This window comes from Micromonospora sp. NBC_01638 (assembly GCF_045209745.1).
Taxonomy (GTDB): domain Bacteria; phylum Actinomycetota; class Actinomycetes; order Mycobacteriales; family Micromonosporaceae; genus Micromonospora.
The window spans coordinates 2,865,183-2,891,983 of sequence record NZ_CP109273.1 but is presented as its reverse complement, the minus strand read 5'-3'; the positions used below and the strand labels follow the sequence as shown (position 1 = coordinate 2,891,983).

Annotated in this window: 22 protein-coding genes and 1 pseudogene; 10 read left to right on the top strand and 13 right to left on the bottom strand. The window is 71.0% G+C overall.

The window, feature by feature from the left end; all coding sequences use genetic code 11:
- Positions 1 to 19: 19 nt before the first annotated feature.
- The 5 genes and pseudogenes from OG811_RS13690 to OG811_RS13670 all read left to right on the top strand — a co-directional run.
- Positions 20 to 742: pseudogene (locus OG811_RS13690) on the top strand (ATP-binding cassette domain-containing protein); the annotation flags it as partial.
- Complete coding sequence (locus OG811_RS13685; RefSeq protein ID WP_406074637.1) at positions 739 to 1,386, top strand: orotidine 5'-phosphate decarboxylase / HUMPS family protein; 648 nt, start codon at positions 739 to 741, stop codon at positions 1,384 to 1,386. The pseudogene OG811_RS13690 and the gene OG811_RS13685, both read left to right, overlap by 4 nt.
- The gene (locus tag OG811_RS13680) at positions 1,344 to 1,895 is read left to right on the top strand and encodes an SIS domain-containing protein (RefSeq protein ID WP_334604803.1); all 552 of its coding nucleotides are present in this window, start codon (positions 1,344 to 1,346) and stop codon (positions 1,893 to 1,895) included. Before OG811_RS13685 ends, OG811_RS13680 begins: the two co-directional genes overlap by 43 nt.
- Complete coding sequence (locus OG811_RS13675) at positions 1,892 to 2,824, top strand: PfkB family carbohydrate kinase (protein ID WP_406074634.1); 933 nt, start codon at positions 1,892 to 1,894, stop codon at positions 2,822 to 2,824. Before OG811_RS13680 ends, OG811_RS13675 begins: the two co-directional genes overlap by 4 nt.
- The gene (locus tag OG811_RS13670; protein WP_406074632.1) at positions 2,824 to 4,308 is read left to right on the top strand and encodes a mannitol dehydrogenase family protein; all 1,485 of its coding nucleotides are present in this window, start codon (positions 2,824 to 2,826) and stop codon (positions 4,306 to 4,308) included. The genes OG811_RS13675 and OG811_RS13670 overlap by 1 nt, the downstream gene beginning before the upstream one ends.
- A gap of 139 nt (positions 4,309 to 4,447) precedes the next feature.
- Here the strand turns inward: OG811_RS13670 and OG811_RS13665 are convergent, their stop codons facing one another.
- The 7 genes from OG811_RS13665 to OG811_RS13635 form a co-directional block, all read right to left on the bottom strand.
- Positions 4,448 to 5,752, bottom strand: a complete 1,305-nt coding sequence (locus OG811_RS13665) for a cellulose binding domain-containing protein (protein ID WP_406074631.1) — start codon at positions 5,750 to 5,752, stop codon at positions 4,448 to 4,450.
- A gap of 427 nt (positions 5,753 to 6,179) precedes the next feature.
- Entirely contained in the window at positions 6,180 to 9,035 is a 2,856-nt protein-coding gene (locus OG811_RS13660; protein WP_406074629.1) for a hypothetical protein, read from the bottom strand.
- A gap of 161 nt (positions 9,036 to 9,196) precedes the next feature.
- Positions 9,197 to 10,336, bottom strand: coding sequence for an alanine racemase (locus OG811_RS13655; protein ID WP_406074628.1), 1,140 nt, complete (start codon positions 10,334 to 10,336; stop codon positions 9,197 to 9,199).
- Complete coding sequence (locus OG811_RS13650; RefSeq protein WP_406074627.1) at positions 10,333 to 11,931, bottom strand: IucA/IucC family protein; 1,599 nt, start codon at positions 11,929 to 11,931, stop codon at positions 10,333 to 10,335. Before OG811_RS13650 ends, OG811_RS13655 begins: the two co-directional genes overlap by 4 nt.
- Positions 11,928 to 13,553: an IucA/IucC family protein gene (locus OG811_RS13645; RefSeq protein WP_406074626.1), complete on the bottom strand. Its 1,626-nt coding sequence runs from the start codon at positions 13,551 to 13,553 to the stop codon at positions 11,928 to 11,930. Before OG811_RS13645 ends, OG811_RS13650 begins: the two co-directional genes overlap by 4 nt.
- On the bottom strand, positions 13,550 to 14,758 hold the full coding sequence (locus tag OG811_RS13640; protein ID WP_406074624.1) for an acetyl-CoA carboxylase biotin carboxylase subunit family protein: 1,209 nt from the start codon (positions 14,756 to 14,758) through the stop codon (positions 13,550 to 13,552). Before OG811_RS13640 ends, OG811_RS13645 begins: the two co-directional genes overlap by 4 nt.
- A gap of 31 nt (positions 14,759 to 14,789) precedes the next feature.
- On the bottom strand, positions 14,790 to 15,500 hold the full coding sequence (locus OG811_RS13635) for a siderophore-interacting protein (RefSeq protein ID WP_406074622.1): 711 nt from the start codon (positions 15,498 to 15,500) through the stop codon (positions 14,790 to 14,792).
- Between the two features lie 81 nt (positions 15,501 to 15,581).
- Here OG811_RS13635 and OG811_RS13630 point away from each other — a divergent pair, with 81 nt between their 5' ends.
- The 3 genes from OG811_RS13630 (at position 15,582) to OG811_RS13620 (ending at position 17,657) form a co-directional block, all read left to right on the top strand.
- Positions 15,582 to 16,187, top strand: a complete 606-nt coding sequence (locus OG811_RS13630) for a GNAT family N-acetyltransferase (protein ID WP_406074621.1) — start codon at positions 15,582 to 15,584, stop codon at positions 16,185 to 16,187.
- Between the two features lie 244 nt (positions 16,188 to 16,431).
- Positions 16,432 to 16,617 (top strand): hypothetical protein, encoded by a 186-nt coding sequence (locus OG811_RS13625; RefSeq protein ID WP_406074619.1) that lies wholly within the window; start codon positions 16,432 to 16,434, stop codon positions 16,615 to 16,617.
- Positions 16,618 to 16,934: 317 nt separating this feature from the next.
- Positions 16,935 to 17,657 carry a SigB/SigF/SigG family RNA polymerase sigma factor gene (locus OG811_RS13620; RefSeq protein ID WP_406075715.1) on the top strand — a complete coding sequence of 241 codons (723 nt, stop codon included), beginning with the start codon at positions 16,935 to 16,937 and terminating at the stop codon, positions 17,655 to 17,657.
- A gap of 62 nt (positions 17,658 to 17,719) precedes the next feature.
- On the opposite strand, the gene OG811_RS13615 is transcribed toward OG811_RS13620, so the two are convergent.
- A complete protein-coding gene (locus OG811_RS13615) occupies positions 17,720 to 18,934 on the bottom strand; it encodes a PP2C family protein-serine/threonine phosphatase (protein WP_406074618.1) in 1,215 nt (404 codons plus the stop codon).
- Between the two features lie 251 nt (positions 18,935 to 19,185).
- Here OG811_RS13615 and OG811_RS13610 point away from each other — a divergent pair, with 251 nt between their 5' ends.
- A complete protein-coding gene (locus OG811_RS13610; RefSeq protein ID WP_406074616.1) occupies positions 19,186 to 20,193 on the top strand; it encodes an ice-binding family protein in 1,008 nt (335 codons plus the stop codon).
- A 67-nt stretch (positions 20,194 to 20,260) separates the two neighbouring features.
- Here OG811_RS13610 and OG811_RS13605 read toward each other — a convergent pair whose 3' ends face one another.
- The 5 genes from OG811_RS13605 to OG811_RS13585 form a co-directional block, all read right to left on the bottom strand.
- Positions 20,261 to 21,751: a glycoside hydrolase family 130 protein gene (locus OG811_RS13605; protein ID WP_406074615.1), complete on the bottom strand. Its 1,491-nt coding sequence runs from the start codon at positions 21,749 to 21,751 to the stop codon at positions 20,261 to 20,263.
- A complete protein-coding gene (locus OG811_RS13600; RefSeq protein ID WP_406074613.1) occupies positions 21,748 to 22,752 on the bottom strand; it encodes a glycosyltransferase in 1,005 nt (334 codons plus the stop codon). Before OG811_RS13600 ends, OG811_RS13605 begins: the two co-directional genes overlap by 4 nt.
- A gap of 44 nt (positions 22,753 to 22,796) precedes the next feature.
- A complete protein-coding gene (locus OG811_RS13595) occupies positions 22,797 to 23,933 on the bottom strand; it encodes a glycosyltransferase (protein WP_406075713.1) in 1,137 nt (378 codons plus the stop codon).
- A gap of 116 nt (positions 23,934 to 24,049) precedes the next feature.
- Complete coding sequence (locus OG811_RS13590; RefSeq protein ID WP_406074612.1) at positions 24,050 to 25,054, bottom strand: glycosyltransferase family 4 protein; 1,005 nt, start codon at positions 25,052 to 25,054, stop codon at positions 24,050 to 24,052.
- Positions 25,051 to 25,224, bottom strand: coding sequence for a hypothetical protein (locus OG811_RS13585; RefSeq protein WP_167517360.1), 174 nt, complete (start codon positions 25,222 to 25,224; stop codon positions 25,051 to 25,053). The genes OG811_RS13590 and OG811_RS13585 overlap by 4 nt, the downstream gene beginning before the upstream one ends.
- A 687-nt stretch (positions 25,225 to 25,911) precedes the next feature.
- Here OG811_RS13585 and OG811_RS13580 point away from each other — a divergent pair.
- Positions 25,912 to 26,793 (top strand): SMP-30/gluconolactonase/LRE family protein, encoded by an 882-nt coding sequence (locus OG811_RS13580; RefSeq protein WP_406074610.1) that lies wholly within the window; start codon positions 25,912 to 25,914, stop codon positions 26,791 to 26,793.
- The last annotated feature ends 8 nt before the right edge of the window (positions 26,794 to 26,801 follow it).

The following is a 26,801-nucleotide window of genomic DNA, read 5'->3' as shown; positions in this document are numbered from 1 at the left end:
GGTCACCAAGTCCTACGGCAGCGTGCAAGCGTTGACCGACGTCGACCTCTCCATCCGGGCCGGCGAGATCGTCGGACTGGTCGGCGACAACGGGGCCGGCAAGTCGACCCTGGTGAAGGTGCTCTCGGGCGCACACCAGCCGGACTCCGGAAGCGTCTACCTCGACGGCGTGGCGCGGGCGTGGAAGTCGCCGCACGAGGCGCTTGAAGCGGGCATCGAGACGTTGTATCAGGACTCCGGCCTCTGCCCCGACCTGACGGTCAGCGGCAACGTGTTCCTCGGTCGGGAGAAGCTGCGGCCGGGGCTGCTCGGCAAGCTCGGGTTTCTCGACAACAAGGCCATGGCCCGCGTCGCGCACGAGGAACTGGAACGGGCCGGAATCGGCCTGACCGGAGTACGCCGGAACGTGAACCAGCTCTCCGGTGGGCAGCGGCAGGCCGTGGCCATCGGCCGCGCCGTCGCCTGGGCCCGCAAGGTGATCGTCCTGGACGAGCCGACCAACCACCTCGGCGCGCGACAGTCGGGCGAGGTGCTGAAGGTGGTCGCGGGGGCGCGGGAACGTGGCCTGGGCGTCGTCTTCATCTCCCACACACTCCCGCACGTGCTCCAGGTGACCGACCGCATCGTCGTGTTGCGCCTCGGCCGGGTGGTGGCCGACGAGCCGACATCCTCATTCACCCCGGACTCGCTGCTGAAGGTCATCACCGGACTGCAAGACACCGGGACGGGGCCCAGGACATGACCGTAAGACTGCAACTCGCCATCGACGCACCGGAGCACCTCGCACTCATCCCGCGCGTCGGTCAATACTTCGACGTCATCGAGGTCGGCACGCCCGTGCTCAAGCGCTTCGGGCTCGCCGCCATCAGCACCGTACGGGAGCTTGGTGGCGGCAAGCCGGTGCTCGCCGACACCAAGACGGCGGACGGCGGGGCGTTCGAGGCCGAGATGATCTTCGCCGCCGGGGCCGCCATGATGACGGTGCTCGCGCACGCCTCGCTCGCCACCCGCCGAAACGCCGACGAGGTCGCCCAGCGGTACGGGGGCGAGGTGGTGCTGGACACCATCCTCGACGGCGGCCTGGACGTCGAACCACTGCTGGACGGTCGCCCGCCGCAGGACGTCTGGCTGGCCCTGCACGCCCCGTCAGACGCCAGGCGGGCCGGCGTCGGGACCGAAGACCACATCGACCGGGTGGCCCAGCGGCGGCAGCGCGGATTCCGGGTCTCCCTGGCCGGCGGGATCCGACGCGCCAACCTGGCCCGCGCCCTCGAGGTGGCCCCCGAGATCGTGGTGATCGGCTCCGGCGTCACCGAGGCCACCGACCCGGAAGGAGAAGCGGCATGGATCAGGACCCAGGTCGACGCGTCGACTCCTGGCATCTGAGCGGCACCGAACTGAGGTCGGTCCTCTCCGGGCTGCCGGCCGACGAGTACGACCGGTTCGTCGCCGGCTTCGACCAGGTGACGAGCGGTCGGCTGTTCCTCTCCGGGCAGGGCCGATCCGGGCTCGCCGCGCAGATGGCGGCGATGCGTTTCATGCACCTCGGCCTGGCGGCGCACTTCGTCGGCGAGGCCACCGCACCGTCGGTGCGCTCCGGCGACACGTTGGTGATCGTGTCGGGCAGCGGGCGTACGCCGGTCAGCGTCGGCTTCGCGCGGATCGCCACGTCGCAGGGCGCGCGGGTCCTCCTCGTCACCCACCAGCGGGAGAGCCCGCTGCGGGACCTGGCGGACTCCTCGATCGTGCTCCCCGCGGCCACCAGCCAGCAGTTCGGCGGGACGCTCTTCGAGCAGTCGGCGCTGATCCTGCTCGACTCCGTCGTGCTGGAGCTGATGCGAACGCTGCCCGACCCGGACGCCACGATGAGCTACAACCACACCAACCTGCAATGACGGCGTCAGTAGGGCAAGGGTCGCCGGCCCCCGGCGTGGTCGTGGTGAGCGACGCGTTGGTCGACATCATCGAGTACGAGGACGGGACCCGCACCCGTCATCCGGGCGGTGCCGGGCTCAACCTCGCCGTCGGCGTACGGCGGCTCGGGACGGCGGCGGTGCTGGCAGCGCCGGTCTCCGCCGATCACCTCGGCGGGTGGCTACGGCACGCGATCGCCGACGCGGGCGTCACCCTGGTGCCGCTCGCCTGCTCGCTGCCGACCGGGACGGCGATCTCCCGACGGGTGGCCGGCGAGCCGGTCTACGAGTTCTCCGCCGCGATCCACGAACGGCGCTACTCGTACACCCCGGTGGACCTCGCGGCCATCGCCGCCGGCTCCGTCGTGGTGGTCAACTCGTTCCCGATGCACGACCCCGGCCAGGTAGCGGCGCTCGTCGAGGTCGTCCGCCGAGCCGGACGGACCTTCGTGGTCGACCCCAACGTGCGGCCCTCACTGGTCCGGGACGTGCCGGCGTACCGGTCGGGATTCCGGCGGCTCGCCGAGGTCGCCGACGTGGTCAAACTGAGCTTGCAGGACATCGCCGGCCTGGACGTCGGTGACCCTGCGGAGTTCGTGGCCGACCTGCTGCGCTCGGGCGTGCGGGCGGTCGTGTTGACCAGGGCCGCCGACGGAGTTTCCGTGCATACCGCGGACGGGGTGGTCGCGACCGCGCCGGTGCCGGTACGGCCTGGGCCGATCATCGACACGATGGGTGCGGGAGACGCGACGCTCGCGCGCCTCGTGTGCGGATTCGCCGAGTTTGGGATCGACCTGGACACATCCAAGTGGAGCGACCTGGCCCGCGAGGCGATGGACCTCGCGGCCGACGTCTGCCGGATCTCCGGCGGAAACCTGGCCGCCCTGCGGCTCACAGAACGGGAAGAGTGATGAAGCAACTGAGCAACGCCACCCTCGCCGCGCTGCCCGCCGAGGTGGACGCGCCCCGGTACGACCGGACGGCGCTGCGCGGCGGGATAGTGCACTTCGGTGTGGGGCACTTCCACCGCTCGCACCAGGCGATGTACCTGGACCAGCTGATGCGCCGCGGCCAGGCCACGGACTGGGCAGTCCACGGCGTGGGCGTCCGGCCCGCCGACGAAGGTGGCCGGAACCGGCTCGCCGCCCAGGACCACCTCTACACGCTGACGGTGAAGGAACCCGACGGCAACCGGCGCAACCGCGTGATCGGCTCGCTCCTCGACGTCCGGTACGCCCCGGAGGACCCGGCCAGCGTCGCGGAGCGGATCGCCGACCCGGCAACCCGCGTGGTGTCGCTGACCATCACCGAGGGCGGTTACGGCATCGACCAGGTGACCGGCGAGTTCACCGGGGAGTCTGCGGAGATCCAGTCGGATCTGCGCGCCGAGGTGCCGAACGCAACGCCCTTCGGGTTGGTGCTCCAGGCGATGCGCCTGCGGCGCGACCGCGGTGTGGGCGGACTGACCATCATGTCCTGCGACAACATCCAGGAGAACGGTGCCGTGTCCCGCACCGCGTTCCTCGGCTTCGCCCGGATGAAGGACCCCGAGCTGGCCCGCTGGATGGAGCAGGAGCTCTCCTTCCCGAACTCGATGGTCGACCGGGTGACGCCGGCGACCCTGGACGTCGACCGCGCCTACCTGGAGCGGACCTACGGCTACCGGGACCGGTGGCCGGTCACCTGTGAGCCGTTCCACCAGTGGGTGCTGGAGGACACGTTCGTCGCCGGCCGCCCTCCACTGGAGGACGTCGGCGTGGACATCGTGGCGGACGTCGAACCCTACGAACTGATGAAGCTGCGGCTGGCCAACGGCACCCACCAGGCGTTGTGCTACTTCGGTTTCCTGCTCGGGCACCAGTATGTGCACGAGGCCATCGCTGATCCGGACGTCCGAGCGATGCTGCTGCGTTACGTCGACGAGGAGGCGGTGCCGACCCTCAAGCCCATCCCCGGGGTCGACTTCCACGCCTACGGCCGCACCGTGATCGAGCGCTTCTCGAACCCGGAGATGAGCGACCCACTGACCCGCATCTGCGCCGACACCTCGGACCGCATCCCGAAGTTTCTGCTGCCCGTGGTCACGGCGCAGCTGAACAGCGGCGGACCGGTGGGCATCTGCGCCGCGGTCGTGGCGGCCTGGGCCCGGTACGCCGAGGGCGTCGACGAGCATGGCCGGCCCATCGAGGTGGTGGATCCGCGTCGGGACCGTCTCATGGCGACCGCCCGCCACAACGGGGACAACCCCACCGCGTTCATCGAGGACCGGTCGCTGTTCGGCACCCTCGCGCAGTCCGCCCGGTTCGTCGAGGCCTATACCGAGGCCCTGCGGCTGATCCGTGCCGACGGCGTCCGGGCCGCCCTCCGGCAGATCGTGGCGGCACCCTCGTCCTGAGCGTGGCCTCCCGGATCCGCACGGGCACCGCCAGACGGTTTCCGGTCTCCGGGCCGTCGCGGGCCGGTCGGCGGCGAGCTGGCCTTCAGTCACCTGGGGGCCCGGAGCCAACTGGCTCCGGGCCCGGTTTCTGCCACGCTCAGGGGCTGGTGCAGGTGACGTTGCTGGGTGGGGTGGCGCCGTTGCCAGTGGCGGTGAACCCGAACGTGGTCGAGGCGTTCGGGCCGACTGTGCCGTTGTAGGCGGCGTTCTTGACGGTGACGTTACCGGTGGTGCCCGTGTTGATTCCGCTCCAGAGGCTGCTGATGGCCTGGCCACTCGCCAGGGTCAGTCCTACGGTCCAGCCGTTGAGTGTCGTAGCGGTGTTGTTGGCTACGGTCACCTCAGCCTGGAAGCCGCCGGGCCAGCTGTTGATCGCCCGGTAGGTGGCGGTGCAGGTGCCCGGCTGACCGGTGGGCGGCGGGGTCGTCGGCGGCGGAGTCGTGGGGGGCGGGGTGGTCGGCGGCGGGGTGGTCGGCGGCGGGGTCGTGGGGGGCGTGGTGGACTCGAACTGACTGAAGAACCGCCAGATCTCACCCGAGGTCCACGTCCGGGAGTCGTTGGGGCTCGAAGACCCGTCGACTGGGCTGGGGGTGTGGTCACCATCGAACGCCGCCCACTGCACCGGGTACCCGGCTCGGCATCCTGAATAGGCAGTGGTGATGTGGGTGAGGCTGCCCCGGCTTGGCTCGCGTGGGCTCTGCGCGGTGCAGCCGTTGTTCCTGACGAACGTGTCGCGAATCTGCCGACCCTGGGAGATGTTCAGCACGCTGTCGTAAATGCCGTGGATGCCGAAGTAGGCGACCGGCTGGGTGCCGCCGTTACATCCGCTGAGGTTAGCCCCGGACAGGACGGTGACCGCGCGGATGACGGTGGGCCGGGCGCAGGCCACCGCGTAGCTCATGGCCCCGCCGTAGCTCCAGCCCAGGGCGAAGCGCTGGGTCGTGTCGACGCAAAGATCATTCTCGACCTGTCGGGAGATGTCGTCGAAGAGCGTCAGGTCCCGACCGTTGGTGTTGGCCCAACCGGCGTCGAGGCCCTGGGGCGCGACGAAGATGGTGCTGTTGTTCGACAGCGGCTGGAGCCCGTAGTAGCCGGCCGAGGTGACGTTGTTGGCCGAGCCGTTCAACCAGTGGAATCCGAAGATCAGTCGGTAGGGGTGGTTCCGGTCGTACCCGTCCGGGATCCGCAGGTTGTAGGTGCGACTCTGTCCGCTGCTCTGGATCGTGCGCGTCCCGCTGGTCAGTGTGGGGGCCTTGCCGCAGCCGGCGGTTGCCGCGAGGGTGCCGTTTGTCGCCGCCACCGCCGCCTGGCGGAAGCTGCCACTCAGCGCGCCGCCGGCGGTGGCCGCGAGGAGAACCGCTGCGGCTGCGATGGACGGGAATACCTGCCTACGTTTCAGCATTGCTTGACTCCTTGCCGTTGGGCGTCTTGTGCCGGCGGTGCTGCGTCGTCGATCGCCCTCGGTCCACTGGGCTGAGGGACGGGTCGCACCAGGCTGCCTGCGGCGGTGTGTCAGGAGCAGGGCATGTGGCCGGGGCGGAGTCGTCCGGCGACCAGCTGGGGTCGCCTGGCGTCGACGGAGTGGCCCGGACTGGTCACCGACCGGGAAGACGGCGGGAGGGACGCGCCCTCGGCATGTCTTCGCCGGCTGGCTGGGGTGACCTGGAGCGTGCCCTTCGCTCCCGGGCCAAAGATAGCATGTTATCGATAACATGCTGATCCAGATGAGCCCTCTGCCTGCGCGATTGTTCACGAACTGGCGACGCCCCGCAGGCGCTCATCAGCCTGCGGGGCGTCACTCGATCACTGCTGGAGCTGCGTTGGGCTGGTCAGCCCGACTTCACCGAGATGAAATACCAGACCTCGTCGGTGGTGCTGCCGTCGGCCTTGCGGCCCTTGACGACCAGGTACGTGCCGGTTGCCTCGGTCGGCGTCCAGGTGATCGACGCGCGGCCCTCCGCGTTGGCCTCGACCGCCCCGGGGACGCCACCGATGGTGTACTCGAACGACGTGATTCCGGGCGTACCGCCGCTGAACTCGAACCGGCCCTCGACGCCCACTCCCCCGCCGGAGGTGTCCTGCGGATACTCCTCGGAGAAGACGTACGGCGCGGTGCCGACCTGGAACGGGTACTCGGTGATCGGCGAGAGCCGGCCGTCCTCGGTGCGGCCCTGCACGGTGAGCATGTTGAGCCCGTTACGGTCCGGCACGACCGTGACCAGGGTGTTCCAACTGTCCCCGATAGGCACGGTCAGTTCTGGACCGTCGTTGAGCCGGTAGCGGTACTCCACCACTTCGGGAGTCCATGAGGTGCTGAAGCCGAAGTCACCGGGCACGCCGATGCCACCCCTCGGGCTCCACTCGGAGAACTGGCTCCACACCGAGACCCGCGTGTCGCGGACCGGGACCGTCATCTCGCGCTCCGGTGACGTCGTCCCGTCCTGAGCGACACCGGTGACCCTGGCCGAGAACCAGCCGCCGCCCGCCTGCGGTGTGAACGACACGGCCGCCGTGCCATCCGGCCGTGTCGCGACGGTCTGGTCTTCACCGAAGTCGAGCGAGTAGCGGAACTCCTTGGTGTCGGGCAGCACCGAGCGGAACGTCAGCGTCATCGGCTGACCGCCCGCACCGCCGTTTGCCGGGTCGGTGGTGACGACCGGCGCCTCGAACGGCTGCCAGGTGAAGGTCTTCTCGGGCGACCGGGTGCCATCGGCAAGCAGAGCCTGAACGATCAGCGTGTTGTCGCCGGTGTGCACCGGCGTCACGTTGATCTCCGTGCTGCCTCCGTAGCCGTCGAGCGCGACCTCCGGTCCGCCGTCGAACCGATAGGCGTACCCGGTCACGTCCGGCAGCTGGCTGCTCAGGTAGAACTGCACCGGCAGGCCGACGCCATCGATCCGCGTCAGGTGTTGCAGCGTCGGCGAGTACACGTTCGGTACCGGGTCGATGATGTTGAACTGGTGGTAGGTCTCCCTCGACTTGGTGCCGTCCGCCTGCACCGACTGCACGACCATGCCGTGCCATCCTGCGGTCGCCGTCCACGGCACCACAGCGGTGCCGTCCGCGGCCGCCTGGACGGTCTGTGCGACGCCGTCCAGGACATACTCGTAGGCAACGACGTCACGGTTGCGCGGCTTGAACGTGAACGAACCGGTCTTGCCGGCGATCTGGTCGGTGTCGAAGTTGAACTCGGCCGACTCCACCCCGGGAGCGTCGGTGACATAGACCCGCAGGGTGTCCTGACCGATGAGTTTGTTCTTCACGTAGCTGCTGACGACAACCTCGACCTCGCCGGTCTCGGTGAACGTCAGCTGACCGGTGGCTTCGCCGCCGACGGCCGTAACCCGGGTTTCGGGGCCGCCCTTGATCTGATAGCCAAATGCGGTCGTCTCGGGTTTCCGCGCGGTCAGCGTGAGCGTGCTCGGCAGGCCGACGCCGCCCTGCTCGATTTCCGCGCTCGGAGCGGTGGCGGCGACGTTGAAGCGGTAGCGCTTCTCCGGCCCCTGGTTGCCCACCGCGTCGACTGAGCGGATGGTGAGTTCCTCGAACCAGTCCCGCTTCGGGGTGTATTCGAGGACCGCCGTGCCGCCCGGACGCCGCGCCTTGACCTGACCGGAGTAACCGCTCGAGTCATGCCACGTGAACGCGACCACGTCGAGGTCGCCGCCCGCGTCGAGGCGGAACTTCCCCTTGAGGCCGGTGCCGCCGCCGGACGTGGTGCCCTCGGGGTAGAGCTTCGAGGCGACGGCCGGCGGGTTCGCCGGCGCCGTCTTGTCCATGACGAGGTAGCAGACCGTGCTCCACGGGCCGGCGTCGTAGTAGTCGCTGGCGCGGGCCTGCCAGGCAAGGAGGTCACCGTCGGCGTACTGACTCAGGTCGGTGCCGTAGTTGTAACTGTAGAACTCGCGGCGCTGGTCCGGGTGGTCCACCGGCCAGATCGCGTAGAGGATCGACGGGTTGTCGCCTTCGTCAGGGTCGTTCGCGGTGGACTTGAACGAGGTCGACGCCGCCGCTGGCGATGGCTTGGTGAGCGTGCCGCACGGGCGGGTCGGGCTCTCAAGGCGCAGGTCGGTCACGGTTGGCGGGTGGTTGGACGTGGAGCTCAGCGTCGGCTGCTGGAAGGTGCGGCCGGCGCGCGGGTCCGCCTCCTGGGCTGCCGTGATCCGGTATTCGATGGTGATCGATTTCTCGTGCCGGCCGAGCGCGGCGTTGAGAGTCGACACCATGTCGATGCCCAGGTAACTGGGGCAGTAGTAGGCACCCTGCCCGCGGTTGACGGAGATCAGCTTGTCGAGCTCGGCGGGCGGGTTGCTCCAGGTCGTCCCGGTCTTGACCGGGGCGGTCCGCCACAACTCGATCGTCGCGGCGGTGGAGCAGTCGGTGACGGTGTCCTCGTACGTGTACAGGTACGAGTTGTGCACCACCGTGCCCTTGAGCTGCGTCAGGTCGTAGGTGAAGTAGGAGCGGTAGGTGTGCGCCTTGTGCGCGTCGTCGACCAACGTGCCGACGGGCGGCGCGACCGACGGGTTGACGAATTTCGTCTTTGGGCTCTGCGAATCGAGATAGGCCCAGCTCGACAGAGGTAGATTGACCGAGGTGGCGGCGAGGGCCGGCTGGCCGGTGGCCAGGACGGCGGTGGCAACACCCACCACGGTTGCCAGCATCGCTGATCCGATGCGTTTCATTTGGACGGTTACCTCCACATGACGGCGCCCTGCTCGACTCCGTTCCGCGTCATCGTATCGACGAGCGACAAGGGTTTTTGATCCGAGGATCCACTGTGTAGCAAACCTGTCATTCCTGCGTTTTCACGGAAGCCACGTCGACGGCCGGTGTGCAACGGGATTCAGGCCCGCCGTTCCGCCCATTCGGCAGCAACCTCGTCCGGATCACCGGTGCAGAACAGCGGCGGATCGTGCAGCAGGAAGTCGCGGTGGCTGATGTTCCAGGCGTACGCCCCGGCCATGGCGAAGGCCAGCACGTCACCCACGCCGATCGGCCCGGCGCTGGCCGACCGGGACAGTACGTCCTTCGGGGTGCAGAGTTGCCCGACCACGGTGACCGGTCCTCCGTCGGTGCGCGGGCCGTCGCGGCCCCGCCGCCGGTGCACGCGGAATGGCTGCGCGTGCCCCTTCGCCGCCGGTGTGCGCAGGTGGTGGGTGCCACCGGCCACCACCACGAACCACTCGCCGTAGGAGCGCTTCACGTCGATGACCTCGGTGAGGTACGCACCGCAGTAGGCGGTGACCGACCGGCCCGGCTCGATGCGCAACCGCACTCCCGGGTACGCGTCGAGGACGTCCGCCAGGGCCCGGCCGTAGCCCTTCCAGTCGAACCGGGCCGCCGGATCGGTGTAGTCGACGGCCATGCCCCCGCCGACGTCGACCTCGACGGCACCGACCTCGGCGACTGCCCAGCGGACCACGGCATCGGCGACCGTGGCGGCGAGCGGGGCGTCCAGCCCGCTGGCCAAATGGGCGTGGATTCCGCGTACGTCGATGCCGGCGGGCGGGCGGCGGGCGCACTCGACCGCGTCGGCCGGGTCCATGCCGAACGGGCTGGGTCCGCCGCCCATGACCAGGCTCGCTCCGGGCGCGTCGACCGGCAGGTTCACGCGCAGCAGCACCTGGGCCGGCTCACCGCAGGCTGCGGCCAGCGCGCCGAGTCGCCGAAGCTCGGCGGGCGATTCGACGTGGATGCGGTGCACCCCGGCGGCGAGGGCGGCGGCGAGGTCCGCGTCGGTCTTGCCCGGCCCGGCGTACGCGGCCGGGGCCCGTCCCGGCAGAACCTCGGCCAGTCTCCGCAGCTCGCCACGGCTGGCGGCCTCGAACCCGTCGACGACCGGGGCGAGGGCACGCAGCACACCGGGATCCGGGTTGGCCTTGACCGCGTAGAGCAGCTCGACCTGCCGGGGCAGCGCCGCCCGGATGGCTCGGGCGTGCGCGGTCAGCGCGTCGAGGTCGTGGACGTACACGGGTCGCGTCACCGTGGCCCGCCCATCGGGTTGGGCACCGGCACGAACGGTGCTGCCCGGTCCGCGTCGCGCCGCCAGCGGAGCAGGAGGTTCGCCTTGGCCACCAGCGGCTCGCCACTCAGCAGCGCGCGCAACTCGGGCGGATCGTCGAGGTCGGCGGCCACCGCCTCGATGACGGCCCTCAGCTCCTGCCACAGCCGCCGTTCGATGCCCGGTCGCGCGTCGGCAAGGGCCCCGCAGATGCCACCGAGGTTATTGACGAACAGGCAGTAGACGATCCGGCGGCGGGCGTCGCGGGGGCCGTAGCGGACCTGCGCCGGGACACCGTCCGGCCAGGTGGTCCACCGATCGGTGTCGAGCTTCACCCCCTCCAGATCGCGCAGCAGCATTCGCACCGGGCGGCGGTCGCGGTCGAGCACGACGACCACGTTCTGCAGGTGCGCCTCGTGCACGACGCCGTGGCTGAGCCAGCAGTGCAGCACCGCCGGCACCAGCAACCCGACGTACGCACGCCACCAGGCCACCGGATCCGCTGTCCCGAGTGGTGCGGCGGCCAGCGCCGCCGCCAGGATCGGGGTGTCACCGGGACGCAGGTGCGGGCGCAGGCCGCTGCGCAGGATCGTCCCGTACGCCTCGTCCGGGCCGGGAGCGTCCACCGTCCGGTAGGCGGGCTCGGCGAGCAGCCCGACCCCGTCCGGCATCGGCACCCGGGCCAGCAGGCCGGTCAGGGCCACCGCGCCGGTGAGTTCGTAGCGGGCGTTCTTGCGGAGGCAGTTGGTGATCCGTACGTGCAGGCTGGTCTTGACGAACAGGTCGGCGTCCGGGGCGTAGAGCGTGCGGACGCTCGCCGTCGGCCGTACCGGCACACCGGCCTCCCCCAGGTCGCGCAGCCTCGGGTGCGTCGGCGGGATGAGCGACAGCTGCCAGGGATGCACCGGCAGGACGCGGTGACCGCGCGGGGGGCGCGGCGGGTCGAGGGCGGCCACGAGCGGATCGAACGGCCCGTCGCCGACGATCAGATCGTCCGGTACGGCGAGCCAGTGCAGCCGGAACGACGTGCGCAGCTCCGGCGCGTACGCCCGCCAGCTGTCCGGGTCACCGCTGCGCCACTTCGGGGTGGGGTGGTGCGGGTGGCCGAAGACCAGTGACTGCTCGGAGTCGACGTACGCGTCGATGGCGGGCTCGCCGGTAGGGGTCGGATCCTCGGCCGGCCGGTCGGCCAGCAGCCGGGCCACGGTGTCCCGGCTGGCCCGGACCTGCTCGGTGAACTCGTCGTTCACGAGGCCGGTACGGGTGGTGAGTTCCGCCGCGACAAGACCGGCCAGCCCGTCCGCGTCCAGGTCCTCCCACCGTCCGCCGTCGGTCATCCGCTGCACGGGGCCGGCGTAGCGGTGGGCGCCGAGCGGGGAGCCTCGCGTGACGACACAGCGCACGGTGACGCCGAGGTGCCGCAGCAGCAGACGTGCGGCACCGTCGACCACGGTCGGGGTGCCGTCCGGCAGGGCGAGCTCCCGGATCAGGCAGCCGAAGAGGGCGTGGGCGGCGGCCAGGTCGGCGAGCTGGCCGGTGTCGGTGGCCGGCCGGGAGCACAACCGCGCGCTCGTCATCGTGTCTCCCGGAGGTAGTTCGGGCCGGTACGCAGGTAGTACTTGTTGATGTCGGCGCAGCCCAGCCGCTGTTTGGGCAGCAGGGTGCCGGCGGTGAGCATCGCCTTGATGGGCAGGTGGGCGGCCCGCAGGACCCGCTCGGTGAAGGTTCGTATCGCCGGTCCGTCGCCCCAACGGTCGCAGGCGGCGGCGAGCCGGGGCGCCAGCGCTTCGGCGGGTGACGGCACGGGCAACCCTCGGGCGGCCAGGGCAAGCAGGGGTGCGGCGGCGGCCAGGTGCAGGGTGATGGTGATGAACACGTCGGCCAGCTCCGGTGGATCGCGTGCCCACATCCGGTCGTCGTCGAGGGCGAGCCCGCCGGGGCCGCCGTGGCGCGCGTCGAGTCGGGCGCCGTCGTTGTCCTTGTAGAGCAGGCCGACCGTACCGTCGGGGTGCACCAGCAGGTGGATGTTCTGCGGGTGCGCCTCGAGGGCGATCCCGTGGCGTAGCCAGAGGAAGACGTGCCAGTCGAGCAGCAGGTCCAGGTAGGACTCCAGGAGCGCCCCGGGCCGCTCGGGGATGATCCGTTCGAGGACGGTGCCCGCGACCGGGTCAGCCGCGGCGAGGGCGGCGACCGGCACCACGTGGACGCCAGCCAGGTCGCGGGGGAATCGGCGCAGCAGGAAGCTGCGCCGCTCGTCGCCACCGACGTGCGCCCAGGTGCTCTCGTCAGCGTGTCGGATCCGGCCGGCGAAGGCGGGTTCCGCGCTGGCGATCCGGTCGAGCAGCCCGGCGACGGCCGCGCCATCGCCGAGCGAGCCCGGGTGCAACGTACGTCGGTTGCGGGCGCCGAGGCTCGCGGTCGGCAGCGGCAGCTTGAGGTGCAGGTACGGGTCGTGGTCGAGCGCCACCGTCCGCATGGAGAGGGTGGGCCGCGCGGTGAGCACCGGCAGGTCCGTCACCGGTAGCGCGTCGCGGGCCGCGGTGATCGGGTGCGCCGGGAGCAACAGCTGATCCGGCCGCTGTGCGCGCGGCCACCAGGACGGGAGTTCGCCCACGAGCCGGACGTCCTCGGCGGAGGCGGCGTACCACCGCAGCGTGAGACGCGGGGCGTGCTCCGGGGCGTACCGGAGCAGTTCGTCGTCACTGAGACCGTGCCGGCAGCGGTCGGTGGGGTAGACCGAATGGCCGTGGTGGGCGGCGAGCACGTCGTCCAGGAGCGCCGCCGGCAGGCCGGTCGGGGTGATCGCACGTTCGGCGGCCACCTCGGCGAACACCCGTGCCTGGTTTCGGGCTGCGAGCCGCCGGGCGCGGAGGTCGGCGCGGCACTCGGCGCTGAAGTCCCGCCAACCGGTCTCGGCGTCGGCGTCGCCGTGTGGGGCGAGCAGGGTCAACAGTCCTTCCAGGGTGTCCGTACGGTGGGTGCCGTCGGCGCCGAGCAGCAGGACCCTCGGCGCGGCGCTGCGCAGGGCCTGCTGGAAGCCGTCCACCCGAACCGGGATGCGCAGCAGACCGGCGGGATGCGGCACCTGCCACCAGTCGGGCCCGTCCGGTTGGCCGGCGCTCAGCAGACCGAGGTGATCCTCGCGCAGCAGGGCGTCGAGCACCCGGGCGAACACCTCCCGCTCGCAGTCGTCGCTCACTCGACGATGGTCCACTGGAGGTCGCTGCGGAAGGCGGCCAGCGACTGCCGGACGACGCCCTGGTCGGGGCCGACCGCGTGCAGCACTGCGAGGTAGTCGCGGTTCGTCCCGGTGTGGTCGGCGGTGTGGCCCACCGCACGCAACGGATGGCAACCCAGCCGGACATCGCCGTGGACGATGTCCAGCCGGCCCGGTGCGGCGGCGAGCCGGCCGGACCGGTCCGCGCAGACGTACTCGACCTGGGCATACCTGTCGACGGTGGCGGGCAGGGCGAGAGCGGCCAACGGCTCGCCGAGGTGCAGCCGGATGACGTACTCGAACAACGGCACGCCGAGCAGCTCGGCGAGGATCAGGTCCATCCGGTCGCCGATGAGGCGATAGTTCACCTCGATCAGCCGGACCCGGCCGTCGGAGATGACGTACTCGGTGTGGCAGGCGCCGAAGCCGACCCCGAGCGCGTCGAGCCGCGCCCGCAACTGGGTGCTCGCCTGCTCCGCCGGGGGCGACCAGGCGAGGCGCTCCTCGGTGAAGGTCGGTGGCGGGCCGAGGCTGGTGCGCCACCCGCCGAGGGAGGCCAGCGCCGCGCCGTCGCCGAGGGTTTCGAAGGTCCGTAGTTCCCCGGCGAGATACTCCTCGACCACCAGGGCCACGTCTGGTCGCCGGCCACGGATCTCGGTGACCCGGGCGACCAGTTCAGGGTGATCGGCCACCAGGTAGGCGTCCTCGCTGGCCACCCCCTCGCGGGGTTTCACCACCGCCGGAAACATCCCGACCGGCACCTCCGGTGCGGCACCGGGGTCGAGGGTGATGGTGCGTACCAGATCGAGCCCCGCAGCCGCGATCGCCCGGCGGGCTGCGGCCTTGTCCTTGCAGCGACGGGCGGCGTCGGGGTCCTTGCCGGGCAGGCCGAGCTTGCGTGCGGCGATCGCGGTGGCCTCCTGGAGATGGTCGCTATTGGACAGTAGCGCCACCGGTCGGGTTGGTGCCGTCGCCGCGACCACCGCAGCCGCGTCCCGGACCGCGCACCGCGCCACCGGCGCATCCGCCGGCCATTGCGCGGGCCGGTCGGTCAGCACGGTGGTCGAGAGCCCGAGCGCCGCCGCCGCGGGGAGGAACCCGTCCAGGACGGCGTCGGTGGGGTTGAGCGCGGTCAGGTACAGCCGCATACCGTCGGTGCCGCCCGTGTCGGGTCGGGAGTAGTCCATGTCAGAGCGGTCAGGGTGCCGAGCCGGCCCTTCATGCCGCTTTCCAGTAGCCGAGGGAGGTCAGCCGGTCCTTGTCGACGCCCAGCGTCCGTCGGATGTGTCGGGTGATGCCACGGGTGGTGGCTGCCTCGCCGGCCACCCAGTAGTGACCCGCGCCGCTGGCCGGCAGGGCGGCGCAGACCGTGTCGACGAGGTGTTGGCCCGCGTCGCGCCGGGGCACCCAGGTGACGTCGTGGTGCGCCCGGGCCCGCGGCACGAGAGCCTTCGCGCCCTCGTGGGCGTACTCCAGCCAGACCGTCGCCGGGATGTCGGCGCTGGCGTCGAGCAGGCTGTTCACCGCGGGCAGGGACGCCGCGTCGCCGACGAGGTAGAGGTGCTCGGGCGCGGGGTCGGGCAGTTCGAACGCGCTGCCCTGCACGGTCGCGCCGATGGTGTCGCCGACCTGGGCCGTGGTGGCCCAGCGGGCGGCGCGGCCGTCGTGAATGGCGAATTCGAGGGTGAACCGGCCGGTGGACGGGTCCGGGTCCACCAGCGTGTACGCGCGCTGGTGTGCCCGGCCGTCGTTGTCGAACCAAAGCCGGATCCACATCGTGGGGTGCACGTCGCACGCCTCCAGCAGGCCACCCCCGTCCAGGAGAAGCCGCTGGTAGTGCCCGTCGATCGATTCGGTGCCCAGCACGGTCAACCGAAAGTCCCGGCCTCCCATGGCCTTGAGGACCAGGCCCTTCCAGTTCCGTTTCACGCACCCCTCCAGGTAAGGTCATATTTGGTTAGGGCAGGGTAACCTAAGTCGCGCCGCGGATGGAACAGAGGACAGCGCCCGATGACGTACCAGGAGAAGATCGCTGGTCTCGGCGAGTTGTCGTTGCTCACCGTGCGGCCCGACCGGGACGCCACACTCCTGCACGGCTGGGTCACTCTCCCCCGCAACTCCTTCTGGGGCATGGGGTCACACACCCTGGAACAGGTACGCGAGATCTACACCTTCGTGGACAGTCTGTCGACCCACCACGCGTACCTGATCATGGTCGACGGGGAGCCGATCGGCCTCTTTCAGAGCTACCAGCCCGAGGCGGACCCGGTCGGCGAGCGCTACCCGGTGCAGCCCGGTGACCTGGGGATGCACCTGCTGCTCAGCCCCGACCGGCGCCTCGCCCGCGGCCTCACCAACGCCGTCGGCCCCGCCCTCGCCCGCTTCCTGTTCCGTGACCCGGCCGCCCAGCGGATCGTCGTCGAGCCGGACGTACGCAACCACCTCGCCCTGCGCCGGCTGGAGATCGAGGGCTTCACCTTCGACTCGGAGATCGACATGCCGGACAAGCGCGCCCAACTCGCGTTCCTGACCCGCGCCCGGTTCGAGGCGAACCACCCGACGTCGGAGCGCACGCCCGCAGCGCCCGCGCTGACCGCCCTCAAAATCGGAGACTGACGGCAGCGGGTGGGATTACAGAATTCTCGGGCCGCCAGCCGGCCGGATGCGACCCGGGGGCCGTCAGCGGCGCACGATGGGCGGCGACGCCGGGTATGGTGCGGGGTGTCGGTGTCGCCGGGCGCTCGCCCGTGAACGAGACACCCTGATCGGGCGCCAGCGTGAGCGCCGAAACGTCACCAGGTCGCACGGCGCGAGTTGCCGGCGCCCAGACGCACTCCTTCGCAGAAGACAGGAATCCTGCATGACTTCGAACGACAACGGTCGCCCCGCCTTGTTTCTCGCCACGTCGAACGCCGATGGGCTCGATGGGGCGGCGGTGACCTTCGACGGCAGCGAGGAGGCCATGCGGCGTCTGCGCCACCCGTTCGCGGTAAAGCCTGCCCAGCAGGCCCCGACCGCTGGCGACGACTCCGATCAGCGCGGCTGATCCGGCCTTCGTCGAGCGTCACCCACCCGCACGGGTTCATACTTTCGGCTAGTAATTAATCCATCTTTCGGGTAGTGTCCGGGTCATCAAATGAATGACATGACGCGGTGGCGAGGCCCGTGATCGTGGCCTTGCGACAGCGCATTTTTGCCCGTACATGCGCCCCGGCGGCAGCCGGTTCGGAGATCTTCCGGTCGACTCGATCGACGGGCATGTCCGGGAAGGACCCACCCATGGCCATCATCGCCGGAACAGCGACCAGCACCCACCTCGGCCAGCGGAGCAGTGACCAGACCCCGGACGACCTTCTGGCCGTCATGGCGGCGACCCCGGCTGACGACCCTCGCCGCCCAGTTCGGCGGGACCGCGCCATCGAGGCCTGGTTGCCGCTCGCACGGCATCTGGCGCGGCGCTACGCCGGACGCGGCACACCCGACGACGACCTGGCCCAGACCGCCTCGGTCGGCCTCATCAAGGCCGTGGACAACTTCGACCACAGCCGCGGTGTCGACTTCACCGGGTACGCCATTCCCACCATCATCGGCGAGATCAAGCGGTACTTCCGGGACCGCACCTGGGCGGTACGCGTGCCTCGCCGCCTCCAGGAGCTGCGACTGTCGATCAGCGCGGCGAACAGCGCCCTGACCCAGACCATCGGCCGCTCGCCGACCGTGGCCGACATCGCGTCCTACCTCGACGTGTCCGAGGAGACCGTCCTGGAAGGGCTGGAGGGTGCACGCGCCTACCGGGCCACGTCGCTGTCCACCCCGATCGGGGTGGACGGCAACCGGGAACTCGCGGACACCATCGGCGGCGACGACCACGAGTTCGACCTCGTCGAGATCCGCGTCGCCCTCGGCCCGGCCCTCGCCACGCTGCCGGAGCGCGAACGCCAGATCCTGAGCCTGCGCTTCCATGGCAACCTGACCCAGGCCCAGATCGCCGACCGGATCGGTGTCTCGCAGATGCACGTCTCCCGGCTGATCACCCGATCGTTGGCCACACTGCGTCACCACCTCGTCGACGTCAGCGCCTTCTGACACCGGCACCCTCGCGCTGCCCCACCTCCCGGTCCACGCGCAGCAAAATCCACCGAATGCGGTCAGGAGCGGGTCGCGGCGAGGTTGCGGAGATGCGCGAGCGGCAGGTGCGGCGGCCGCCACTCCACGAAGAGGGCGGTCGCGTCGTCCTCAAGTCTGTCGTCCTGGTAGCCGACGACTGCGCGTACCAGGCGACGCATCGTCTCCGGGCTGGGCAGCCCGTCGTTGAGGGCGCGGTTGACGAAGTCGACGAGCCGGTCCAGCCCGAACTGCTCCCCATCCGCGCTCCGCGCATCGGTGATGCCGTCGGTATAGCCGAGGATGCGGTCGCCCGGGTGCAGATCCTCGACGTGCACCCGTGGGCGGCGGGGGGTCAGGTGGCCCAGGCCGAGCGGCAACGCGGTCGGCCCCGGCAACTCCCGAATGGCCTTGCCGTCGCGCAGCAACATGGCACCGGGATGACCCGCGTTGATCATGCTCAGTCGACCGGTCCGGTGGTCCAACTCGATGAGCAGCCCGGTCGCGAAGAAGTTCGGGTGCTCGGAACGCACCCACCGGTCGATGCTGATCGCCGTGTCGACCAGGTCGAGGCCACACCGGCGGGCGTTGCGGTACGCGCTGACCACCAGTGAGGCCAGGGTGCTCGCCTTGATGCCGTGTCCACAGGTGTCGAAGAGCCCGACGCTGAGCACGTCGTCGTTCAACGCGTAGTCGAAGATGTCGCCGCCGACGTCGTAGCACGGTTCGAGGATGGCGGTGATCACCAGGTCGTCGGTGGCGAACGTCAGCGGCGGAAGCAGGCCCCACACGATCTCGGCCGCGACCTGCATCGGGAGACGGCGCCGCATCCGCTCGACCACGTCACCGTAGAGCCGGCGGTTGACCAGGATCTGGGCGACGTTGACCGCCACCTCCCAGGCTGGCCCGTCCATGGCCTCGTCGGCGGCACCCGGCGAGACGACCTCCAGTACGCCCATCCGTTCGCACCCGAGCAGCAGGGGCACCCAGACCCGGTCCGGGTTGTCGGGCGCGCGCTGGATGTCGAGGTTGGTGAAGGCCCGGCCCGCGAGGGTCGTCTCGATCGACAGCTCGTCCCGGACGAGACCCGCGCCGAGCAGGGGCACAAGGAGGGACTGCGTGTAGTCGGCCAGATAGATCACGATCTCGCTGGCGTTGATGGCGGGAGCCGCGCGGGCGACCAGCTGAGACAGCTCGTCCGGCCCACCACGGGGCGCGTTGAGCTGCAGCCAACGCACCACCTCAGCGACGTCGACCACGCTCCACCTCCCCCTGTCCTCGCCGATCGTAGGAGCACGGTAGGGCGAGCGTGAGGCTACCCTGCCCCGCCGCGTTCCTCGCGTGCCGATCGCACCCTCCCGTCCCAGGCATCCCACCCATCTCACTAAATTCGCCATCTTTGCCGCATTAAGTGTGCAAAGGTCCGTTTTATCTATCGCTGCGGTTCGGTGCCGCCTCCAGTCGCCGCACGACCGGCGTCTGGTGAGATGCCTTCGCGAAAGGGCACGTCGTGACAACCAAAATGTTCAGCCATCCGCGGCGCGCGGTCCTGTCCGCACTGGCGGCCGTCGCCGCCAGCGGCACAGCCGTCGCCGTCCTGCTCATGAGCGGCACCGGCGCGAGCGCCGCCGAGGCACCGGTGAGTCTCGGGACGGCGGCGAACTTCTCCGTGCTGGCCGGCTCCACGGTCACCAACACCGGTCCGAGCTTCCTCGCCCAGAGCCTCGGCGTCAGCCCCGGCAACACCGCGCCAGGCTTCCCGCCGGGAACCGTCGGCGGAGAGACCCACCTCGGCGACGCCGTCGCACTCCAGGCCAAGAACGACCTGACCACCGCCTACAACGACGCCGCCGGCCGGACTCCGTTCACCAACCTTCCCGCGGAGCTGGGCGGCTCCACGCTGATCCCCGGGGTCTACCGGATCGGCGCCGCCCAACTGACCGGAACCCTGACGCTCAACAGTCAGGGCGACCCGGCGGCGGTGTTCATCTTCCAGATCGAGTCCACGCTCATCACCGCGTCCAACAGCAGCGTCGTGTTCATCAACGGGTCCTCGCCCTGCAACGTCTACTGGCAGGTGGGCAGCTCGGCCACGCTCGGCACCGGCACCCGGTTCATGGGCAACATCCTGGCTCAGGCCTCGATCACCATGAACACCGGTGCCACCCTCCAGGGCCGTGCCCTGGCACAGACCGGCGCTGTCACCCTCGACACCAACACCATCAACGCCCCGGTCTGCCTCCAGCCGACGGGAACGCCCACCCAGACCCCGACGGGCACGCCGACCGGCACACCGACGAGCACACCGACCGGCCAGCCCACGGGCACACCGACCGGCCAGCCCACGGGCACACCCACGGGCCAGCCCACGGCAAAGCCCACCCGTACGGCGCTGCCCGTCACCGGCGGCAGTGGCGGTAGCACCCTGCTGCCCGTCCTGACCGGAATCGGCAGCATCGCCGTCACCGCCGGCGCAGCCCTGCTGCTCCTCTACCGGCGCCGGACGTCCGAGTCCTGACCGATGTGCCCCGGCGGCCGGCGACCAGCCGGCCGCCGGGGCAGCACCACCAACGTCAGACACGCGCTCACCCAATTCCGTCACCCGGCGGTGGGGCCTCCACCATCGCGGTGAGGAGAGCGGGCACCGGCACGGTGGCGAAACCCACCCGGGCGTCACTCGCCCCGTACGGCAACCACAGCTCACCGTCGTGGACGAGCGCCCCGCAGGAGTAGACGACGTTGGGTACGTACCCGTCCCGGTCGTGCTCATCGGGTGACAGGAGCACACCAGGCAGGTGCGCGACGACCCGCTCCGGTCTGTGCAGGTCGAGCAGGAGCGCGCCGATCGCGTAACGGCGCATCGGCCCGACGCCGTGGGTGAGGACCAGCCAGCCGACGTCGGTTTCGATGGGAGATCCGCAGTTGCCGACCTGGATCAACTCCCAGCTGTCGCGCGGGGCGTGCAACGGGGTCGGGGCCTGCCAACGGTTCTCGCCGTCCAGAGCGGTCAGGCCAATTGTCTCGCCGTCGGCGCGGCACAGCGCCAGGTGCCGGCCGCCGACGGTACGCGGAAACAGCGCGATCCCCTTGTTACGAGCACCCGGCCCGCGCATCGGGGTCATCTCGAAGCGGCGCAGGTCGGTGCTGACCAGCGCACGGGTGGCGATGCTCCGACCGTCGTAGGCGGTGTAGGTGGCCCGGTACACCGGCCCGGACTCATCGACGAACCGGACGAAGCGCGCGTCCTCCATGCCGTTGCTCTCCGCCGGGGTGGCCGGCCAGAGCACCCGTTGGTGCAGAGCCGTGCCGGCGGGGAATGACGTGGCGTAGCTACCGGCGTTGGTGCGACGCAGTTGTTCGAGGGTGCCCAACCCGGTACTGCGGGAGAGCAGATCGGGTGGCAGGTTGCCGAGCACCCGCTCGAAGGTGGCCTCGTCGTACCACTCGGGCAGGGCGTCCAGCACGGTGGCGGCGACCTCGTTGTCGCAGTCCTCCTCGGCCAGGCCGGCAACGAGCAGGTCCCGGCGGTGCCGTACGCCCACCCGCTGCCCGACGGCCAACGGGCCGGACCGGTCGGCGATTGTGAGCTGTCGCCCGGGTCCGAGGACCGCGGTGGCGAACCCGATGGACGACACGTGGCCCTCGCCGACCTGGCGCAGGCTGACCGCGACGCGCAGTTGCCCGGCACCCAGATCGGTCTGGTCCGGGTGGACCACCATCGACGGGTTGCAGAGGGCGGCGGCCTCGACGGCGTACTCATGGCTGAAGTAGGCGCCGACCAGCAGTCGGCTGGTCGGCGAGAGATCCCGGGCCCGGGCGGCCCGGTGCCGGACGAGGTCGTAGTGGTGGTGGAACGTGCCGGCCAGGTCGCGGTGCCGGGCGCCGAAGCGGTCGAAGGTGTCCCGCAGCAGCCGGCCGGTCTCCTCGTCGTCGAGGTGCGCGACCCGGTCGATGAGGGCCTGCGCGCGGGTGCGTACCACCGCGGCGTCCTCACCCGGAACGAAGAGCTTGATGATGACCCGGCGTGGATCCGGTGTGAGGGTGACGTCCTGCCGGACGGCCAGACTCCGGGTCACGACCACCTCCGGGCGTGCTGCAGCGTGGAGATGAGCGCGAGGGTGGATTCGGCGCCCTGGTTCAGGTTGGGCCCGTGCGCGGTCAGCCCGTCGTAGCCGCCGCCGGTCGCCGGATCCCACATCACCGTGCCGAGGTCGTTGTCGCCGAGGAACCACCCGACCGCCTGCCGCACCCCGGTGTCCCACTCGGGGTCCCCGGTGACCATGGCCGCCGTGGCGCAGGCATCGGCGAGGGCGGCGACCTCGATCGGCTGCTGGTCGTGGTGCAGTCGTACGGCGCCGCGCCGCCACCCACCGGCGGGTACGACCGACAGCCGCCCGCCGCGGAGCTGGACAGTGCGCAGCCAGGTCAACATTCGCAGACCATCGTCGAGAGGTGGGCCACCCTCGCGAAGCTGGCTGGCCGCGATGACCACCTCGGCGAGGGCCGCGTTCGCGTAGGTCAGCTCCTGCCGTGGCCACGGCCACCGCGGGTCGGACCCGGCCGGGCCGACCGTGCTGGCCGCGTCCGCCAGCAGGGACGCGGCGGCGACGTGGCCCGGGTGCCGGCGGAGCACCTCGGCCGCGCCCAGACCGGCGAAGGCCATCGTGTGCGGGGCCTTGGTGCGCCGGGTGGCACCCCGGCTGAACGCGACCAGCGCCTCTTCGCGTACCCAGGACGCGGGGCTGCGGGCGACGGCCGTGCCCAGGCCCCACAGCGCCCGGCCCCACCAGTCGCCGAGCCCTGGTTCGTCGGCCCAGTGCCGGTCGTGCCCGAGTCGGTTGTGAAAGGCGCCGCCGGAGTCCTGCGCGTGGGTCAGGAACGCGAGGTAGCACTCCGCGAGCCGGAGCAACTCCTCGCTCGGCTCCGGCTCGCGGCTGACGACCACCAGGCCGCGGGCCACGTCGTCGGTGCAGTAGCCGTGCTCGCGGCGGACGATGCCGTGCCGGGCATGCTCGAACAGACCGGTGTCGTCGCTCAGCCGAGCCAGATGCGCGAAGCTCGGCGGGGGTGCCGTCACCCAGCGCCCACCCGTCGATGTCCAGGGGCGACCGGTGGTCGCCGTCACGCCGGCACGACGCTGACGGCGGGCGAGCGGGCATCAGTGAGCTCTACGGCGAGGGCACCGTAGCGGGCTGCCACCGCAGGCCAGCGCAGGTGCGCGGCCAGCGGGCGAACCCGGCCGGCCAACCGGGCGGTCAGGCCCGGTTCGGTCAGGACCCGCCGGATCGCCGCGGCCAGCGCCGCCGGATTCTGGTGGGGTACGACAAGACCCGGCCCACCGGTCAGCAACTCGACGGCATGCGGGAACGCCGTCGCCACGACGGGCACCCCGGCGGCCACCGCTTCGATGAGTACGCCGGAGGTGACCTGTTCGCGGGAGTCGTAGGGCAGGACGACCACGTCGGCGGAGCGGATCAACCGGCCCAGTGCCTCCTGGTCGTGGTAGACGTCCTGGTAGTCGACGGCGTGCGCGACGCCCAACTGGGCACCGAGCTGGTGCAGCCCCGCCCGGTACACCTCACCGTGGTGCTCGATCACCTTCGGGTGGGTGCGCCCCGCCACCGTGTAGGTCGGAGTCGGATCGAGATCCTGCAACCGCGCGAGGGCCCGCAACGACCACTCGATGCCCTTGCCGGGCCCGAGCAGCCCCCAGGTCAACAGGTGCGGGCGGGTGCGCCGGTCGACGGGCACACCGGCAAGCTCGGCAGCGCCGTGCGGGATGACCGTCACCTTGCCCGCTGACACGGCGTACCCGACGAGCAGCCGGTCGCGGGCGGTGTCGGTCATCGTGACAACCGCCCCGGCGGCGGCCACGATCTGCTCCAACAGGGACTTCTGCCGGGCGGAGGGCTGACGGAGCACGGTGTGCAGGACCACGATGCTCGGCACGCTGAGCCGCCGCAGTAACGGCAGGACCTCCTCGCCGTCGCTGCCGGGGTAGATGCCGTACTCGTGCTGGACGATCGCCACGTCGAAGGCGTTCAGGGCGGCGGCCGCGTCCCGCCAGCCGGCCGGGGTACGCGCCGACCACGTGTGCACGACCCCGGGCACGGGGCGCTGGTCGTCGCCGTGGTCAGTGACCCGGACGATGCCACCGTGGGTGCCGTCGGCGGTCATCTGGGCGGCGAGGGCGGCGTTGAACGTGGCCAGTCCACACCGGGTCGGTGGGTGGGTGCTGAGGAATCCGTAGCTGAGCATGGACGTCGGGCCTTCCGGTTGTCGGCCACCACCGGAGTACGGGGCGAGCCTCACGCGGGGACGGCGCACGCCGGTCAGCGTGTGTGACCGGCGGAACGGAGTTCGGGGCGGTCCTGTCAGTTGCGGACGAGCTGGTCGTAGACAGCGAGATAGTCGGTGACCATCCGGTCTGCGCCGAAGCGCTGCCGAGCCCGCGCCCGACACCCGGCCCGATCGAGGCCGGCGGCTTGGGTGACCGCCTCGACGGCCTGGTCGACGGTGTGGACGAGGAAGCCCGTCACCCCGTCGTCGACGACCTCCGGCATGGACCCCCGCTTGTAGGCGACGACCGGGGTGCCGCAGACCATCGATTCCACCACCGACAGTCCGAACGGCTCGTCGAAGGCGATCGGGTGCAGCAGCGCGGTGCTGCCGCCCAGCACCTCCGCGCGCCGTCGCGGACCCACCGACCCGAGGAAGATGACCTGGTCGCCGTCGATGTGCGGGGCCACCTGTTCGGCGAAGTACCGCTCGTCCTGCACGATCCCGCAGATGGTCAGGGGGCGGCCGGCGCGGCGGGCGACCTCGATCGCGGTGTGGGTGCCCTTGTCGGGATGGATCCGGCCGAAGGCGGCCAGCCCAGGGCCGGCGTCACCGCTGAACGGCAGCCCGCTGGGATCGACGCCGTGGTACACCGTGGCGACGTAGTCGAGCTCAGGTGCCCGGTCGGCGTCGGAGATCGACACGTACGACGAGCGGGCCCGGGCGTAGGCGGGCAGGATCCCCGCACCGGAGAAACCGTGCACTGTGGTCAGCAGCGGAGCGCGGCAGTGCTCCGCGAACGCCAGTGGCAGCCAGTCGAGGTGGCTGTGCACCAGGTCGAACTGCGCCGAGCGGGCCATCGCGTGGGAGACGTGCATCGCCTCCCACACCCGACCGTCCATGTCCGGATCGTCCGCGTACCCCCGTGGGCAGACTCCGTCGAGCTGTGCGGAGGTGACGGAGTCCAGTGTCGCGAAGAGCGTCACGTCGACGCCACGGCTGGCCAGCCCCTCCGCGAGCAGGCCGGTCACCTGCTCCCACGGGCCGTAGTGGTGCGGGGGCGTACGCCAGGCGACCGGGCCGAGCAGCGCCACCCTCACGGGGATGGCGCGTCGGCGAGGTCAGCTGGGTCGAGGTGCAGGGTGGCGAGCAGCCCGGAGTGCTTCGCCGGGTCCACCCGCTCCGGGAGCTCGCGCTCGACCCAGTCGGCCCGGGCCTGCTGGCCCCGGTCGCGAAGTGCGGAGACGATCCTGTGCCTGGCGATCCTCATCTGGTGCTCCCCTGGTTAAGGCGTTCAGAACGATCATTGGCACGGACAGCGGCGTGAACGCGCAGGTCACATCCGGACCATCAGCCGTCCGCGCCGCGCTGAGTTCGGCGAATCCGACAGCCGGGACGTGATCGGCGATCAAACAGCACGACCAGCACGTCGCGGCGATGGGGGATGACGATCGGTTACGCCCCGAATGGGCTGGTTGGCGACGACGTCTGGCGGCCACCGGGTCCCGGGCGACATGTTCACCGTACGCCCTCACGGTGTGTGGCTGCACGCGCACCGTCAGTCGGGCCTGTCGGAAGCGACCGCCTCAGTCCGCCCTCGCTGAGGCCAGCCAGCAACTCTACCCGAGTTGCAGGCGAAATGCGGAAAAGTCGCACAGGAAGCAGCCGTCGTAGAGGTTGACCACGACCAGGCACGGCGGCGCTGACGGCGAGATGGGCATCGAGGATCGCGTCGAGCGCCACCTCGACCTGCGGCACCGGCAGGTGCTGGAACGGATCCTAGGTTTCGGCCACCGATGCCGGGAACTCGTCCCAGCCTGAACCGACCTCCGCCGAGCAAACCCAGCGCGCAGCCAACCCGGGTGGAACTGGCGCTGCTCGACCACTGCCCCGGCGGTACCGTCCGCTGACCGGTGCGGCGGCCGACACCGCCGCCAGACATCGTTGGAGGCGCACCATGGAGCTGACCGAGCCGACCATCTGGAGCACCGACCGGTTGGAGCTGGGCGAAGGGCTGCGCTGGGTCGACGACCGGCTGGTCCTCGTCGACCTGCTGGCCGGACGACTGCTGGAGACCGACGGCGACGGCCCGGCCCCGCTACGGGAGTTGCGCCGCCTCGACGTTCCGCTCGGCGCGGTCGCCCCGGTGGCCGACCGGCCCGGCGACTGGCTGGCCGCCGCCGGGACCGGCGTCACCCTGCTGCCCGCCACCGGCGACCCCCGACCGGTCGTCGAGCTGGTCGCCGACGCGGCCGAGCCGACCCGGATGAACGACGCGGTCGCCGACCCGCACGGCCGCTTCTGGGCCGGCAGCATGACGTACGCCGGGGTGGCCGGCGGGGGCACGCTGTACCGGCTGGCCCCGGGCGCGGCGCCGGTGCCCGCGGTGACCGGGCTGACCATTCCGAACGGGCCAGCGTTCGACGCCGCCGGCACCACCATGTACCTGGCCGACTCGCCGCGCGGCGAGGTTGACCGGTTCAGCGTCGACCCCGGCACCGGGGCCCTGCACGGGCGGGAGCCGTTCCTGCGGCTCTCCCCCGCTGACGGCGGCCCGGACGGGATGACGGTCGACGCGGCGGGCCACCTCTGGGTCGCGCTGTGGGGCGGCGCGGCGGTACGCCGCTACCGGCCAGACGGCACGTTGGAGCGGGAGATCCGGCTGCCGGCGAAGCAACCTGCCGGTATCTGCCTGGGCGGCCCCGACCTGCGCCGACTCTTCATCGGCACCGCCCGCGTGGGGCTGGCTGCGGCAGGCCCGGCGGACGGCGCGCTGCTCGCGGTGGACGTCCCGGTCCCCGGCCTGCCCACCGCGCACGCCACCGCACCGGCGGGCTGACCGCTTCC

Excerpts from the sequence above, each read along its gene's own strand:
- OG811_RS13625 (WP_406074619.1), top strand. The coding sequence starts at position 16,432 with ATGACTTCGAACGACAACGGTCGCCCCGCCTTGTTTCTCGCCACGTCG.
- OG811_RS13630 (WP_406074621.1), top strand. The coding sequence starts at position 15,582 with ATGACGTACCAGGAGAAGATCGCTGGTCTCGGCGAGTTGTCGTTGCTC.
- OG811_RS13640 (WP_406074624.1), bottom strand. The coding sequence starts at position 14,758 with ATGGACTACTCCCGACCCGACACGGGCGGCACCGACGGTATGCGGCTG.
- OG811_RS13585 (WP_167517360.1), bottom strand. The coding sequence starts at position 25,224 with ATGAGGATCGCCAGGCACAGGATCGTCTCCGCACTTCGCGACCGGGGC.
- OG811_RS13670 (WP_406074632.1), top strand. The coding sequence starts at position 2,824 with ATGAAGCAACTGAGCAACGCCACCCTCGCCGCGCTGCCCGCCGAGGTG.
- OG811_RS13650 (WP_406074627.1), bottom strand. The coding sequence starts at position 11,931 with ATGACGAGCGCGCGGTTGTGCTCCCGGCCGGCCACCGACACCGGCCAG.
- OG811_RS13680 (WP_334604803.1), top strand. The coding sequence starts at position 1,344 with ATGGATCAGGACCCAGGTCGACGCGTCGACTCCTGGCATCTGAGCGGC.
- OG811_RS13675 (WP_406074634.1), top strand. The coding sequence starts at position 1,892 with ATGACGGCGTCAGTAGGGCAAGGGTCGCCGGCCCCCGGCGTGGTCGTG.
- OG811_RS13580 (WP_406074610.1), top strand. The coding sequence starts at position 25,912 with ATGGAGCTGACCGAGCCGACCATCTGGAGCACCGACCGGTTGGAGCTG.
- OG811_RS13665 (WP_406074631.1), bottom strand. The coding sequence starts at position 5,752 with ATGCTGAAACGTAGGCAGGTATTCCCGTCCATCGCAGCCGCAGCGGTT.
- OG811_RS13660 (WP_406074629.1), bottom strand. The coding sequence starts at position 9,035 with ATGAAACGCATCGGATCAGCGATGCTGGCAACCGTGGTGGGTGTTGCC.
- OG811_RS13685 (WP_406074637.1), top strand. The coding sequence starts at position 739 with ATGACCGTAAGACTGCAACTCGCCATCGACGCACCGGAGCACCTCGCA.
- OG811_RS13620 (WP_406075715.1), top strand. The coding sequence starts at position 16,935 with ATGGCGGCGACCCCGGCTGACGACCCTCGCCGCCCAGTTCGGCGGGAC.
- OG811_RS13595 (WP_406075713.1), bottom strand. The coding sequence starts at position 23,933 with ATGCTCAGCTACGGATTCCTCAGCACCCACCCACCGACCCGGTGTGGA.